The organism is Stenomitos rutilans (genome assembly GCF_059505485.1).
The window spans coordinates 62,647-77,609 of the sequence record NZ_JCACKR010000028.1 but is presented as its reverse complement, the minus strand read 5'-3'; the positions used below and the strand labels follow the sequence as shown (position 1 = coordinate 77,609).

At 50.9% G+C, this 14,963-nt stretch carries 16 protein-coding genes; 6 read left to right on the top strand and 10 right to left on the bottom strand.

The window, feature by feature from the left end; translation table 11 throughout:
* Positions 1-92: 92 nt before the first annotated feature.
* Complete coding sequence (gene dapA / locus AC5JLP_RS04110) at positions 93-974, top strand: 4-hydroxy-tetrahydrodipicolinate synthase (RefSeq protein WP_496066635.1); 882 nt, start codon at positions 93-95, stop codon at positions 972-974.
* Between the two features lie 380 nt (positions 975-1,354).
* Complete coding sequence (locus AC5JLP_RS04105; protein WP_496066634.1) at positions 1,355-3,118, top strand: ribonuclease J; 1,764 nt, start codon at positions 1,355-1,357, stop codon at positions 3,116-3,118.
* Between the two features lie 206 nt (positions 3,119-3,324).
* On the opposite strand, the gene AC5JLP_RS04100 is transcribed toward AC5JLP_RS04105, so the two are convergent.
* Positions 3,325-3,528 carry a hypothetical protein gene (locus AC5JLP_RS04100; protein WP_496066633.1) on the bottom strand — a complete coding sequence of 68 codons (204 nt, stop codon included), beginning with the start codon at positions 3,526-3,528 and terminating at the stop codon, positions 3,325-3,327.
* A 314-nt stretch (positions 3,529-3,842) separates the two neighbouring features.
* Positions 3,843-4,529, bottom strand: a complete 687-nt coding sequence (gene surE / locus AC5JLP_RS04095) for a 5'/3'-nucleotidase SurE (protein WP_496066632.1) — start codon at positions 4,527-4,529, stop codon at positions 3,843-3,845.
* Positions 4,530-4,838: 309 nt separating this feature from the next.
* On the opposite strand from surE, the gene era reads away from it, so the two are divergent.
* Entirely contained in the window at positions 4,839-5,900 is a 1,062-nt protein-coding gene (era, locus tag AC5JLP_RS04090; RefSeq protein ID WP_496066631.1) for a GTPase Era, read from the top strand.
* 24 nt (positions 5,901-5,924) lie between these two features.
* Here era and AC5JLP_RS04085 read toward each other — a convergent pair whose 3' ends face one another.
* A complete protein-coding gene (locus AC5JLP_RS04085; protein WP_496066630.1) occupies positions 5,925-6,281 on the bottom strand; it encodes a hypothetical protein in 357 nt (118 codons plus the stop codon).
* Between the two features lie 237 nt (positions 6,282-6,518).
* Here AC5JLP_RS04085 and AC5JLP_RS04080 point away from each other — a divergent pair, with 237 nt between their 5' ends.
* Complete coding sequence (locus AC5JLP_RS04080; protein WP_496066629.1) at positions 6,519-7,517, top strand: zinc-dependent alcohol dehydrogenase family protein; 999 nt, start codon at positions 6,519-6,521, stop codon at positions 7,515-7,517.
* Positions 7,518-7,831: 314 nt separating this feature from the next.
* Positions 7,832-8,920: an S-layer homology domain-containing protein gene (locus AC5JLP_RS04075; RefSeq protein ID WP_496066628.1), complete on the top strand. Its 1,089-nt coding sequence runs from the start codon at positions 7,832-7,834 to the stop codon at positions 8,918-8,920.
* A 21-nt stretch (positions 8,921-8,941) separates the two neighbouring features.
* On the opposite strand, the gene AC5JLP_RS04070 is transcribed toward AC5JLP_RS04075, so the two are convergent.
* Positions 8,942-9,847: an EI24 domain-containing protein gene (locus tag AC5JLP_RS04070; protein WP_496066627.1), complete on the bottom strand. Its 906-nt coding sequence runs from the start codon at positions 9,845-9,847 to the stop codon at positions 8,942-8,944.
* 293 nt (positions 9,848-10,140) lie between these two features.
* On the opposite strand from AC5JLP_RS04070, the gene AC5JLP_RS04065 reads away from it, so the two are divergent.
* On the top strand, positions 10,141-10,395 hold the full coding sequence (locus AC5JLP_RS04065; RefSeq protein WP_496066626.1) for a hypothetical protein: 255 nt from the start codon (positions 10,141-10,143) through the stop codon (positions 10,393-10,395).
* A gap of 37 nt (positions 10,396-10,432) precedes the next feature.
* On the opposite strand, the gene AC5JLP_RS04060 is transcribed toward AC5JLP_RS04065, so the two are convergent.
* The 6 genes from AC5JLP_RS04060 to AC5JLP_RS04035 all read right to left on the bottom strand — a co-directional run bounded on the left by AC5JLP_RS04060 (position 10,433) and on the right by AC5JLP_RS04035 (position 14,856).
* Positions 10,433-11,425, bottom strand: a complete 993-nt coding sequence (locus AC5JLP_RS04060; protein ID WP_496066625.1) for an ABC transporter permease — start codon at positions 11,423-11,425, stop codon at positions 10,433-10,435.
* A gap of 58 nt (positions 11,426-11,483) precedes the next feature.
* Positions 11,484-11,741 (bottom strand): type II toxin-antitoxin system RelN family antitoxin, encoded by a 258-nt coding sequence (locus AC5JLP_RS04055; RefSeq protein ID WP_496066624.1) that lies wholly within the window; start codon positions 11,739-11,741, stop codon positions 11,484-11,486.
* Positions 11,742-12,403: 662 nt separating this feature from the next.
* Entirely contained in the window at positions 12,404-13,486 is a 1,083-nt protein-coding gene (locus tag AC5JLP_RS04050; RefSeq protein WP_496066623.1) for an ABC transporter permease, read from the bottom strand.
* A gap of 262 nt (positions 13,487-13,748) precedes the next feature.
* Positions 13,749-13,877: a hypothetical protein gene (locus AC5JLP_RS04045; protein ID WP_496066622.1), complete on the bottom strand. Its 129-nt coding sequence runs from the start codon at positions 13,875-13,877 to the stop codon at positions 13,749-13,751.
* Positions 13,874-14,407 carry a caspase family protein gene (locus tag AC5JLP_RS04040; protein ID WP_496066621.1) on the bottom strand — a complete coding sequence of 178 codons (534 nt, stop codon included), beginning with the start codon at positions 14,405-14,407 and terminating at the stop codon, positions 13,874-13,876. The genes AC5JLP_RS04045 and AC5JLP_RS04040 overlap by 4 nt, the downstream gene beginning before the upstream one ends.
* A gap of 95 nt (positions 14,408-14,502) precedes the next feature.
* Complete coding sequence (locus AC5JLP_RS04035) at positions 14,503-14,856, bottom strand: Pepco domain-containing protein (RefSeq protein ID WP_496066620.1); 354 nt, start codon at positions 14,854-14,856, stop codon at positions 14,503-14,505.
* Positions 14,857-14,963: the final 107 nt, after the last annotated feature.

Below are 14,963 nucleotides of genomic sequence, written 5' to 3'. Positions count from 1 at the left end.
ACTCGTCATGTGGACTGGAGACTGCTTCTAATTAGCAATGAAGCGACGTAGCTAGCAACCAACAACTAACAACCAACAACTGTATTCGTGTGGTGAATTTTGGACGTGTTTTAACTGCAATGGTCACGCCGTTTAAGGACGACGGCAATGTTGATTTTGCGATCGCAGCCAAGCTTGCCTCTCATCTCGCCGCCAACGGCACAGACACGCTGGTCGTCTGCGGCACAACAGGCGAATCGCCCACCCTAACCTGGGATGAAGAGTACGAGCTTTTTCAGGTCGTGCAGCATGCAATCGCGGGCAAGGCAAAAATTATTGCAGGCACTGGGTCAAACTCGACGCGAGAGGCGATCGCAGCGACCCAAAAAGCAGCTAAACTAGGGGTAGATGGTTCTTTGCAAGTCGTCCCCTACTACAACAAGCCACCACAGGAAGGGCTTTACCAGCATTTCAAGGCGATCGCAGAAGCTGAGCCAGATCTGCCAATGGTGCTTTACAACATTCCTGGGCGTACTGGGCAGAATATGCAACCCGAAACCATTGCTCGTCTGGCTGCCATTCGTAATATTGTGGCAGTTAAGGAATCAACGGGTAATCTTGATCAAGCAAGTGAGATTCAACGTTTGACACCTCCTGAATTTGCACTCTACTCTGGAGATGACTCTATGACCCTGCCGCTGCTAGCGATCGGTGGAATTGGGGTTGTCAGTGTCGCTAGTCATTTGGTTGGCCCGCAGCTTCAACAAATGGTTCATGCCTTTGAGTCAGGCCAGCATCAACTCGCTACCAAGATCCACCTTGAGCTTTTTCCACTCTTTAAAGCCTTGTTTACGACCGCGAATCCTATTCCTGTGAAGGCAGCCCTGCGGTTGCAAGGTTGGCAAGTCGGCTCTACCCGACTTCCACTGGTAGATGCTTCAGCTGATTTGACAGCAGTTTTAAAGCCAGTAATGACCCACTTATCGTTGCTTTAAGCGCCTGCGGCTCCCTCTCCTTATCGCTACAAAGTTTCTAGACAACTGAATACGTTTACGACCCGCACTCACCGTTGTGCTAGAGGCATTCAACTGACTGGCGATCGACCGTGCTTGTTGATTGATCGAGTCTTCGCACGGTTGTTGCTTTGGTAGGCTCTACGCTCAGATACTTTGACGCTTGACGTAAACAGCTTTTCCAAAAAACGTACAACTGGCTCACCACGGATGCATCGCTGGCTGCACGATTTTCAACCCTTAAGGCTTTCCTCAATGACCCACTCTTCAACTAAGTAGTTCTCAAGCAACCAAACTTTCAACCAAACAAGCTTTCAAGCAACCAATTTTCTTTACTCTGTACACGTTCGATAAGGATGCCCATGACTCAAAACAACTCTTCACCCGCGCTGAAAATCATTCCCCTCGGTGGTTTGCATGAAATCGGCAAAAACACCTGCGTCTTTGAGATTAACGACGAAATTATGTTGCTCGACGCAGGTCTTGCATTCCCAACAGATGGGATGCATGGGGTGAATATCGTCCTGCCAGATATGACCTATCTGCGGGAAAACCGCCATAAAATTAAGGGCATGATTGTCACGCATGGTCACGAAGACCACATCGGCGGCATTGCCTTTCATCTCAAACAATTTGACATTCCCGTCATCTATGGCCCTCGTCTGGCGATGGCGTTACTTAAGGATAAACTGAGTGAGGCAGGTGTCACGAAGCGCACTGAACTTCGCACGGTTGGCCCACGTGAAACCGTCCGGGTTGGTAAGTCCTTTTTTGTAGAGTTCATCCGCAATACGCACTCGATGGCCGATAGCTTTACAGTTGCCATTCGCACCCCTGTAGGGGTTGTCATTCATACGGGTGATTTTAAATTTGACCATACGCCCGTTGATGGCGAGTATTTTGACTTTCAACGCTTGGCAGAATATGGCGAAAAGGGCGTGCAGTGCCTCATTAGCGATTCGACAAACTCTGAAGTGCCAGGTACAACCCCTTCAGAACGAGCGGTGTATCCAAACCTTGATCGCATCTTTGGGCAGGCACAAGGGCGCTTACTGGTGACCACCTTTGCCTCATCGGTACACCGGATCAATATGATTCTGGAACTAGCGAAAAAGCATGGTCGGGTGGTGTCGGTGGTGGGGCGATCGATGCTTAACCTGATTGCTCATGCGCGAAATCTGGGTTACATCAAATGTGACGACAACTTGTTTCAACCGCTTAATGTGCTTCAAAAGCTCTCTGATGAGCATGTGCTGATTCTGACAACAGGTTCTCAAGGCGAACCCATGTCGGCAATGACCCGCATTGCCAACGGCGAACATCGTCAAATTAAAGTGCGGGAAGGCGATACGGTAGTCTTCTCGGCTAATCCGATTCCTGGCAACACGATCGCGGTGGTGAACACGATCGACAAGCTCATGATGAAGGGTGCCAAGGTCATTTACGGGAAAGAGCAGGGTATCCATGTCTCCGGTCATGGCTGTCAGGAAGACCAAAAGCTGATGATTGGTCTGACCCGCCCTAAATTCTTCTTGCCCGTGCACGGTGAACACCGGATGCTGGTCAAGCATGCTCAAACGGCTCAAAGCGTGGGGGTTCCGGCAGAAAACATGGTCATTATCGACAACGGCGATGTGATCGAACTGACGGAAACCAGGATGCGCGTTGCTGGCAAGGTACCCTCCGGTATTGAATTGGTCGATACCTCCCGCTCTGGTGTTGTGAACAACAAAGTGCTGAAAGAGCGCCAGCAGTTGGCGGGGGACGGCGTTGTAACGGTAGCCGCGGCGATCGGTTGGACAGGAGCGCTGATGGCGAAACCCCAAATACATTTGAGCGGTGTGGTGACATCACTGGAGCGATCGAAGCTTCAAGCCAGCATCGAAACTGCCATTGGCATTACCCTGCGCGATCGGTGGAATGAGTTTGCTCGTCCCTTGGGCAACGAAGGGCAGCTTGAGATTGATTGGGTCGGGCTACAAACACAAATTGACCGTGAGATTCAGCGGACGTTGCGGCGTGAACTGCAAAGCAATCCGATGCTGGTGTTTTTGATGCAAAACCAAGAAGAGCCGCCCGTAAGAGATGTTAGCCGTGAGCGCCGAACGACTGCGATCGCCTCTTAGTCTGCTCAGAGCCTGAAGCTCAAACTTCAAACCCAAAAAGCAAGCGGGCCATTCTAATAGGGATGGCCCGCTTGCTGTGTTAAAAGTGATGGTTCGCTAAGGATCGTGGATTGAATCACTTCGACAGTGAGATGTTCTGTAGAGGGCGCACGGCCGTGCGCCCGTACCTCAAGATCACACTTTAATTAATTCTCGTTCCTAAGGCCTCAAACAAGCACGCGATCGCCCCGCCGTTCGCGCGATTCTTGCCGTACAGAGCCAGACATCGCGGCCTGTTGTAGCTGCATAAACGCCTTTAGGTCGTTAGCATCATACTTCGTTCGCAAAAGCTGGCGCAGTTGGTTCTCTGCCTGAATCGTCAGGCAACCAGTGGCGAAGGCATGTTGGACGATTTCACGAATCAGCATCATGGTAGGACCTTGCGTTTACCGACAGTAGAGAGATAAGCAAATCACAGGGGGCTAAAGTTACTTATCACCAGAGAGCAATCAAAGAATGTCATTGCAGCAGGGAACAGATTTATTTGCGTAGAGCCAATAATATAAAGTTTTTCTAAAAAGATCCTGTTAACCAGGTAACAAAACTGTAGGTTGATCAAATCAGCGGCTGAGGCAATAACCTCAAGAATTACATTACCTTGGCAAGAGTTCCTTTAAGTACTCCTAAAGAAAGACCCAGATCATTCTCTAAGAAGACTGTTGACTGCTAACGTATGTGATCCACGTCAAAGCATGATGCGCGTGATGGCAATACGGCCAGAAAAGCACACATCCACATCACTATTTGCATCGCGTCGTCTTTTGGCATACTCCCCTGCGTAATAGAAGTATTCACCCTCTACTCGGTAATTTCCGGGTAACGGCTGAGTACAGGGGGAACAAAAAACGATTTCTGGCATCGGTACGCCCGAAACCAGATGGGGAAGATTGACGTTCCAAAACGTTCCAGGTTCCCAGGTACGATCGAACAGGGTTTGCAACACATAAGTGGTTAATTGGGTCGCAAGCTCCCAGTCGATCGCGCGCCCGCCTTGGCGGTAATGGGAAAGCGCAATGCCAGGAAGTCGGTAAAACGCCGCTTCCCGCACGGCTGCGACCGTGCCGGAGATATAGACATCTGAGCCTAGATTACCGCCAGCATTGATGCCAGAGAGTATCCAACGAGCCTCTGGAGCCAGGTAATTGAGTGCAATCCGCACACAATCGGCGGGTGTTCCCCCGATCGCATATTCCGTTGGCGATCGCGGCTGCACATGCACTGGCTTTGTAGTAGTCACTTGATGACCACAGCCAGAATGGGGAGCTTGAGGTGCAACAATCATCGCTTTTGTGTCAAATTGGCTCACCGCTTGTAGCAAAGCTTGAATGCCTGGCGCATCAATGCCATCGTCGTTGGTCAAAATGAAGGTCATAAGAGTAATACCAGTTTTGAGTTTTGAGTTTGAGTGACGAGCCTACGCATCGTTGGTTGAAGTGCCCCATCTGTAGCTCAATGAGAGGGACTTGGTATAAGAGTCGGTTTAGTGGTCTTCAAGTCAATCACAGTTTCATTGAGACGAGTACTGAATTTAGGGTGCAAGGCATACAAACAAAACTGGTTGTCATGTGAGTGCTGGCGGTTGAGCGTTCGTGCGTAGACTTAAAGTGATCACATGAATGATTAGAAGTGATCAATAGATAAACCGTGCGTTACGCATAAAAAGGAATCGCTGAGGGACTGCATGAGTGAGTTTAACAACAATGAGCAAGCAGACGGCTATGGACTCATTCCCGCCTCTCCACCTGGCTTCCGCTCAGGCTTTGTGGGTATTATCGGTCGCCCAAATGTGGGCAAATCTACCCTCATGAATTATTTGGTGGGGCAGAAAATCGCTATCACATCGCCGATCGCGCAAACAACGCGCAATCGGCTGCGGGGCATTCTGACCACGCCAACTGCCCAACTCATCTTTGTTGATACACCCGGTATTCACAAGCCCCATCACGAATTAGGCAAGGTGCTTGTTAAGAATGCGCAGGTTGCCATTCAGTCAGTGGATGTTTTGCTGTTCGTCGTTGATGGCTCGGTGGCAGCGGGTGGGGGCGATCGCTTCATTGCCAACTTGCTCACCCATTGTCAAACACCCGTTATTTTAGGCATCAATAAGGCGGATCAGCAGGCTGGGCTGGGGGAGGCCGGGGAGGCCAGGGAAGCAGGGGAGGCAGAGGAAGCAGAGGGAGACGCACCCCTCACTCCACACTCCACACTCCACACTCCACACTCCACATCCCACATCCCACATCCCCTCGATCGCACCTACCACGAACTTGCTACTAGTCAGCAATGGCAGGTTGCTAAGTTTTCAGCACTGACTGGAGACGGCGTAGAGGCGCTACAGGAGCAACTTATTCAGTCTTTGGAACCAGGGCCTTACTACTACCCACCCGATCTAGTTACGGATCAGCCAGAGCGGTTCATTATGGGAGAACTGATTCGAGAGCAGGTGCTGTTGTTGACTCGTGAGGAAGTACCGCACTCAACGGCGATCGGCATTGATCGCGTGGAAGAAGAGCCAGCTATTACCCGCATTCTGGCGACTATTTATATTGAGCGTCCGTCCCAAAAAGGCATTCTTATTGGTAAGGGAGGCGAAATGCTTAAAGCGATCGGATCTGCTGCGCGTCAACAAATTCAGAAGCTAGTGGCAGGCAAGGTCTACCTGGAGTTGTTTGTTAAAGTGCAGCCTAAATGGCGACAGTCCAGCGCTCGGCTCGCTGAATTAGGATATCGGGTAGAAGAATAGAACAGCCAATGGATGTGTCAGAACTCAACCAATGCCGAGTTGCTTTAGGGCAGTCGCACGCGCTCGTTCGGATAGCTTATCTAATAAAATATGCTCAGAGTCGTCAATCAGCTCTTCTTTTTGCATCAGTTCAATCATCGTTTGGTGGAGCAAGGCTTCTACTTTTGCCCCTTGTTCCGCCAGCCAAAAGTGAGTTTCAGCATCTTGGGGAAACTGTTCGATACAGGTCATGGTGTAGTTACGAAATGTTCTAACCTGACGCAAAAGTCGGGCCAGGTAGCCAGGGCATTCACAGGCAACAACTTCTGCGGCTCGACAAATTTCGACAAGCGCCTCGTCAGAAACATCAGAGATTTTAATCGTTTGCTTGGTGTCAGTCATTGTGGAGGTTCATTGGGATCATTGTCTATTCAACCCGAATGGGTCTTAAAGCTATCAGAGTCAGAAGGAGTATTTTTTTTTGCTTAAGCCTGTAAATTTAATCACATCAGCAAAACATACTCTCACTAGACTCACGGCTATTGCCTCAACGTAAAAAACAGAGGCTTCATTTTACTTTACATGTAGTTTTTGACCTGTATTACACGTGCAAGACGATCGTTGTTTGGGAGGGGCTTTGTGAAAGCGGCTTTAATGACTGCTGCTGGAGACCCTAGTGTCTTACAGATCGGTGAGTTGCCAGAGCCAACGCTACAGCAAGAAACGGAATTGCTCGTGCGGTTAAAGGCTGCTGGCGTGAATCCAATTGATACCAAGTTACGTCAGCGTGGCACATTCTTCCCTGATCGCTTGCCCACGATTTTAGGCTGCGATGGGGCAGGCATTGTCGAAGCAGTCGGCGCAGCGGTGCATCAGTTCCAACCCGGAGATGAGGTGTATTTCTGCAATGGCGGGTTGGGTGGGCACCCCGGCAATTATGCGGAGTGGGCGATCGTCGATGCCCGTTTTGCCGCTCGTAAGCCAGCAACAATGAGTTTTGCCGAAGCGGCTGCGGCACCGTTGGTATTGATTACGGCTTGGGAAGCGCTGTACGATCGGGTAGCCCTGCAAGCGGAACAACGTATTTTCATCCATGCAGGGGCTGGCGGCGTTGGGCATGTGGCCCTTCAGCTTGCAAAATTGCGTGGTGCTGAGATTTGTACGACCGTCAGTACGGAGGAGAAAGCACTTTTTGCTAGAAATTTAGGGGCGAGTCAGGTCTTTTTCTACCAAGATACAAACGTTGTGCAGGCCGTGATGCACTGGACGCACGGGCAGGGTGTGGATGTGACGTTTGATACGGTGGGTGGCGCAGCTCTGGGCCAATCGTTCGCTGCAACGAAGGTTTACGGTGATATTGTGACTATTCTAGAGGCCGACCCAGCAACGAACTGGAAAATGGCTCGTTCCCGCAATCAACGGGTAAGTTTTGAACTGCTGCTGCTGCCAATGCTGCAAGGGCTGGAGGCGGAACGACAGCGGCAGGCTCACATTCTGCAACAGTGTGCAGAGTTAATCGATGCGGGTCAACTGACGCTGCACATCAGCCAAACGTTTCCTTTAAGTGAGGTGGCAGCGGCGCATCGATCGCTCGAAGCGGGTTCGACAATGGGGAAGCTCGTTTTGGTGATGGCTTAGACAGGAACAGGGAATAGGGGACAAAGAGAAAAGGGAAAAGGGAAAGGGGAGACTGGAGCGATCGGTGCGTGGGCAGAAGATACAGAGCGAGTGGGCTGACCTTGATTGCTGATGCCAGACAGGGCAGGGAAGCAATGTCAATTCAGGTTTCCGTCCTGATGGTTGGGCAAAGTACCGTATTGGGTAGTAGTTCTTGTGCCTTGTTGATTGTTCACGCATGAACCCTGCTGTTTGCCTCTCATGATCATTGCTGGCTGCGAAGGGTCTCGATCGCGCAGCCAGGTTACTTACCTCCCAATACTGGTCTAAGTTTTATGCGTATCTCTACGGCAACCACGCTTGTGTGTAGCTCTCTTGCTACTGTGGCGTTCTATCAAGGCTTTGTAGCACTTTTTCCTCATCTTGCACATCCTGATGATGCAGATTCTCAGTCAAAGCAGGATGGTACTAAAACAGAGGCCGAAAAGACAGCCAAGCCTGCGATCGTCGCACCTGAGTCTATGCCAGCCGTAAGCATTGATGCTGGGGCGAAGGTACCCACTCAAGCAGAACCAGCGGTGGCTCAACGTCAGGCGGTAGCGCTGAGAAAGCTACCGAAGGTCAACCTGCCACCAACGCTGCGCTCGATGCGCTCAACAATGGCTGAGCGTGCAGGGGAGGTTTCTACACAAATGCCAAGTAGCGTTGCCTTGCCGGAAACCATGTCTACTGGTGACACCGATTTTGGGGCTAGCCGGGAAGTCTCTTCGATCACCGCACCTGTCGCCGCTCTCACTGATGTGAAAGGGCATTGGGCAGAAGGATACATTGAGTCGCTAGCAGTCAAGGGAATTGTGCGAGGGTTTGTCGATGGCAAGTTTCACCCGGATGAACCTGTGACATCGGGGCAGTTCACCATGATGGTGGAGAAAGCCTTCCAGGTTGCGCCCATTACCTATGGTGATCTACAGCGGCTTAAGGGCGATCGACCCACGCGTGCCGATGCTGCTGCTTTGATTTACAACACCCTCGCGAAAGCTGGCCCATCGCCTGTCGCAACGGCTGTACAAATTAGTGGTGCAGTGCCTCGCCCTGGCATTTATGCCGTTCCCAGCAGTAGCGCAACGTCACGTCCAACGGTTGGTTTGCCCACGGTTTCACAGGCAATCCAGCAAGCGGGTGGTGCTTTAACGGGGGCTGATCTGCGTCAGGTGCAAATTCATCGAGTGAACGATGTCACCGAACGCCAGGTGATCAATGTGGATGTGGCACACGCGCTGCAAACAGGCGATCGCAATCAAGACCCCGTTTTGCACCAGGGCGATAAGCTCTTTATCCCAGCAGCGACTGCAACCACTAGCGAAGTCACCAGTCCATTACCAAAACCAGCACACTCGATTAGTCTGGCTGAGCCTTCTAAGTAAATAGCGATCGATGCGTGTTGCTCATGCTCTTTCATCGCGTTGCTCTGCCGTTTCAGCACTGCTCTGGGTTACGGGCAAGTAGGGCAACACGCGATCGCTACTAAACAGCGTTCCAGCAACCACGCAAACAGGCACGGCGATTAAGCTGACAAACGGTATGCTTACCAATACCAGGCACGCCCAGCTAAAGGTGGCACTGGCGGGTAGCGATCGAGCAAACAGCCCTAATTTCTGGCGAAAGCGAAAGCGACGGCGTTCTAACGGCGCATCGAGAAAGTCTAGCCCAACTAACAGTGCAGCCAGTGCGGCTCCCCCAACGCTGGCGATCGTCGTGCCCAGTGGTGGCAAGAAATTCAGCATCAACAACGGCACCCCAATCACCACCAGCAACAGCAGCTTTTTAAGCTGAAAGGTGACGGCCCGCCAAATGTCTTGCAGCGCCCGGCTCAAACTGGGTGAACCAACGGGGATCTCTCCTCCCCGTAGTCGTTCGGTTTGTTCTGCCAGGTTGCCATACCAGGGCGCACCCAAAATGGCACCAAACTGTACCAGCAGTAATCCTGTAATGACGAAAAGCGCGATCGCCATGAGAAACCGCAGCACGTCGTCCAGAAACGTTGCGCCTGTGGGTAGCCAGGTCAAAAGACGAGAAGCCCAGGGTGGCAACGTCGCAACCCATTGCGCGAGCCAGGTTGGCACACCCGAAGCCCATTGATCAATGCCTCGCCAGCCAGGAAGCAGTAGCCCAACATAAAGGGCTGCCCCAACCACAAGGTTGACCAGAATGGGAATCACCACCCCACCCCACAGGCGAGAATGCTGATAAATAAACAGCAACGCCTGGAGCGGGTAAGTTGCTCCGGTAACAACGCCAACGGGCAACGCTCCAACGCGATGGAGGATCTCAGAATCTGGCTCTTCTGTCATGGTATTTCTGCAAACGTTTCATTGAGGCTAACTGGGAATGGCAACGATCGCCATTGCGATCTCGGTTAGAACAGAGCGCAATGGCATCTAGATAAAGTGGATAACCCACTTCCAGTTTGCCAGAGTGCCGCTAGAAAGCTGGGTTCTATAGATTTAGTGTGGTCTCTCTCTACAGAAACATGGCAAGCAGAAGCAGTCTTCTCTAAGATGTGCGAACAGGTTCAGCAAAAATGCAATTTGTCAATTGCTTGTAACTGTTGTTTATATTCGCACCTCTCTATTCAGGCTCTCTCATGAACAACAAGCAGGAGATTCAATCGACTCCGGTTTTAGGAGATTTACGGCAAGGCATCTGGTTACTGGGTACTTCTTTTTGGGTGTTTGGCATCCTCGATCGCAGCCTTGCCTCCTTCTCAGATGGTTATCTTTCTGCCATCGATATCGTGCAGTTGCTGACGGCATCATTCTTCTTTGTGAGCTGGCTTTTGCTCAAGCCAGCCAGTCAAGTACCAGCCAGCCAGACAAAGGTCAGCGAAAGCAGCGATTAACCATTTGGGGCACAGTGAGTCAGCGACTGTCCTTTTACTAATCCTGTTCAAACACCCGACCCAGGGCGGCTGGCGGAGTGCTATGAATTGTCTGGGTTGCCGCTCGGCTCAAAGCTGGCGGTAACCGTTTTAATAGTCTCTCCAACCATTCGCTAGATGTCAGCACCAAAAATAGAATCATCAGCACAAACGGCGCGACGGTCAGCACTTGTGTGGGAACGTCGGGTACAGCACTTTGAGCAATGCTAGCAACTGATTGCAAAATGCCGAAGAAGTAGCAGCTTAGTGCCACGCGCAGCGGATTCCAACCGCCAAAGATGACGATCGCCAGTGCAATCCATCCATACCCCCCTGTATGGCGATGGCTCCACCCCGCTTTAAAGTCTAAGGCAAACGCCGCACCAGCGATTCCCATCAAGGCCCCACCAAATGTAGTGTAAAAGTAGCGCATCAAAATAACATTGGTGCCTCTTGCAAAGGCCGCAGCAGGCTGTTCGCCGATCGCCTGCAACATTAACCCTGCGCGAGTACGGTAAAAGTACACCCAGGCCAGCACAATTAACCCAAAGCTGGCATACACCAGCAAATCGCTTTGAAATAGTAGTTTGCCAACAAAGGGAATATCTTGCAGGAATGGCAAGTTTAAATTAGGAACCGTTGGGCCAGGGATGCGCACAAAGGTGTTGCCCAAAAACGACGAAAGATCAGCACACAGCAATGCCAGCACAAACCCGATCGCCACCTGAGACTGTTTTAACGTCAGCGCACTAAACGCCACAATCAGCGCGATCGCCGCCCCTACCAGTGCCGCACTTGCAAAGCCCAACAGCAAACTGGGCGTGTCACCTAACCCTTCAGTTGTTTTCGCCACCGCAAACCCAGTCATCGCCGCCAGCATAATCGTCCCTTCGGCTGACAGATTGATGACACCTCCGCGCTCTGTAATCGTTTCGCCAATGCAGGCAAAGACGAGCGGTGTAGCAGTAGCGATCGCGGTGGCGAGGATAGCAATAATTTGAGCAGTATCCATAGGTGAAGGGGAAGGGAATAGGAAGCAGGGGAAGCAGCGGGGGAAGGGGAGCTACCCATTAATTAATCTGCATCAACACCGTCCCACAGTTGAGAAAGCGGTAGCCGCTCCCTGCCTTTGCTTGCTGAAGCGCTCTTCGCAGACTTGCTTTTACCGACTCAACGGGTGTGTCATCAGGATCATTTTCTGCGCCCTCCGACGACTCCGGGAACAAAACGATGACACGCACACGAGTCTGAGCCGCCCTTGGAAGCGGCTCATCTAGAGACAAATTTCCCTCTTCATCAATCTTGCCTGTGACTTCAACCGCTTTCATCGGTTCATCCTCAATCCGCCTAGAACTCAAGGATAACTGACCTTAACAAGCAATTCTCAGGATTTTGATCAAGGCGTTTTAGAATAGCCAAACCTGTATCCTATCCAGTGCCATAAAATTCATTCAAGATAGTGCGAATCTCATTCACATTAATACCATCTCTGTCTGATTTTGAGTAGATCGTTAAGAGCAGTACGTTTATAGGCGATTCAACTTGATAGATAGCGATCCTATTTGGATTGTGAGAAAGGATTCCACTGGAATCCTTTCTCACAAAGCCTCTCAATCTCACAAATGATTTAGGATTGCTAGATTAGGCGATAATCAGCGCTTTTACCTTTCTGGATATTGCTGTTCCGAACTCTGACCTTGAAGATGAGGTAGCCGTCACCGATCCCGGAGAGACGATCGCCGACAAAGTTTTTAATCTTTAACTCATCAATCACAGGCTGACTATCAGCACGGATACTACGATAGCGCTTTGACGAGATCCGCAACTCCTGCTGAAACTCAGGAGTAAGCTCGATTTGAATTTCAGGCTAGAGTCCTGAGCTTTATTCCTTACTTCCCATTCTCTTTCTGCCTATATCCTTCCATCTGCAAATGCGTCACAATGTCGGACTCTATTGTGGCTCTTCACTCTTTCCAGATTCATCCTTGCACTAAGGCTTCACGCCCAACTGCTCTGTCGGCGATAGCACTTGAGGTTGAGGCGTACCAGAACTGGTATCGGCGGGTTTGCGATCGCTCAGCCCACGACCGAGCAGCACAAACAGCACTAGCATGCCCTGAATGACACCTGCGAGAGACGATTCCAGGTTGAGGGAGAGGGGCAGTTGCAGACTACCGATATTGAGTGCGCTGAAGAAGAAGGCAACAGGCAGAATCAACCAGGCGTTGAAGCCAACCAGCATGGCGATTAGCAGTGCTAGAAAGCCGAGATTACTGGAAATGCTGGGAATCAGCCGATGGAAGACGGCCAGTACCTGTAAGGCTCCAGCAATACCTGCAAAGGCACCGCAGATACCAAAGGCACTGAGCAGTTGGCGAACCGAGGGAATGCCCAAAATGTAGGACGCTCTCAGGTTTTGTCCTACGGCACGAAGCTGTAAGCCGAAGTAAGTCCCGCGCATAACGACCATCGTGATGGCAAGCACTGCGATCGCGATCAGCAATGAAACGGGGCTGGCTTCTGTGTTGCCGATCGTCGGTAGCCAGAGCGATTCACTAAACTGCTCGGTACCACTCATGGAGGCGACCCCTTCGCGTTTCCACGGGCCGAAGATCAGGTACAGCGCGAGTCCCTGTGCGGCAAAGTTGAGTCCCAAGCCCGCAAAAATTTCGTTGATGCGACCGTAGACGTTCAAAATGCCCGCTAGCAGCCCCCACAGCAAGCCGCCGCCTGCACCAACGACGATCGTCAGCAATATCACCAGAGGAGCCGGAAGCAAATCCTGTAACAAGCGCATACTCGCCGTTGCCGCGATCGCCCCTGCCACAATCTGCCCTTCAATGCCCAGGTTGTACAGCCCAGCCGTAAACGTGAACAGCAAACCACAGGTACACAGCAGCAAAGGAGCCAACGTGGCAATCACCCGCGCGAATTGATCAGTTGTGCCAAAGGCACCCGACCACATACTGCTAACAACCTGCACTGGAGACGCGCCCACCAGCGCAATCATGATGGCAATCAAGATCAGCGAAAGGACAACTGAGCCAAGCTGGTAGTAGAGCGTTTTAGACATCAATGACTCATGGGTGCCACGCAACGACTGTAGAAGTAAGCACGATCGGTTTAATTTAGTGGTTCTACTCGATCTTAGATGTGTAAGATTCTACCGTCTTGGCACCATTACATAATTCATTGCTCCGTAGACCTGACCATGCTTAAGCAGAAACGATCGAAACAAGAACATGATTAGTAGGACAGGCGATCACACAGCTTACTGCCAGGTTTCGCTGCGGCTAATGGTTGATAGAGAAGCGCTTGACAGTGTTCAATCCAATCTATGGCGAGAGGGGCGATCGCGCTGTCCGTTTCACTTGGGTGGCATGACGATGGGGATTTCCTGGTTTCGCGGCTTTGCTCAATAGTGCAACCAGTACACCCGTATCCAACAAAATCTGTGGTTTCATGACTTGCCAAAGTCTTTCATGTAGCTCTTATTGGTGGATAGGTCAGGCGGTAATCCTTCCAAACAACCAATTAAGTCTCCAGCAACGTTAAGGAACGACATGGATTCATCTGTCATTTCAGGTTGCTCAGAAGAGAGATCTGAGGTTTCATCAATCACCAACACTACCTTAAACGTTCCAGTAGGTAAATCTTTGGGTAACTGGATTTTGAGTTCTTTGGTGGATGTAATCGAATCCTGCCCGTTGTGCGGAATCCCATGCCCACTGAAAAAGAACCAGAAGTTGTCGCCATCCTTCATGAATGATGCTGCAAAGATTTGTCGCAAGACTCGCAGCAGATTCGCTCGAAACGGTTCCGTCGCTTTACCGCCAACGGGGGGCGAATCATCGGTAAACAAAAAGGTGCGATCGAATATGGCTTCTTGCATCAAAAAACTGTGCATCGCTTCTGCATCCCGCTTGGCGTAGTTCAGCGGTTGTAAGAAGCGGTATTGATTAATGCCAATAACGATCGCCCAATTGCTTGCCATCTCATTCGTTGGAATTGTGAGGAAATAACGTCACGATTGCTTTCGAGGTTTTAGACCTCCGAGGTTTCCGAAACCTCGGAGGTCTTAGTAGCTGATTAAGTTTTGGCATCTGATCGCTTGAATTTGAGCTTGATCGCTCCTTTCCCAGCCGCTTTGCCGCCTGCCACTAATTTAACTTCCCCTTCCCCGCTGATTTCTACGGATAGCTCCACCTCATCTAGCTTCATGCCCGATTCTGCATCAATCTGCTGATCGACTTGCTTGAATAAGCGCCCAACCAGTTGCAAAAACTGATTCATGTTTTGCTCTAGCTGTGAGACAGGCAACCGGACCTCCTTCAGGCTGGCGATGCGTTTACGGACTTCTTCGCTCCAGCCTCGTTGACCGTCGATCGGTGCAAGAGCTTCCTCGGTTTCATCCGTTACAAGCAGAATATAATCTTCCGGCATAAATTGCGTGAGCTGAGAGATTAATCCGATAATAGCCTCCAGCACGTTAATGCGGTGTCTTACTGTTGCGTTAGCAGTTCTTGTTTCTGCAAACGCTGTACCTACTT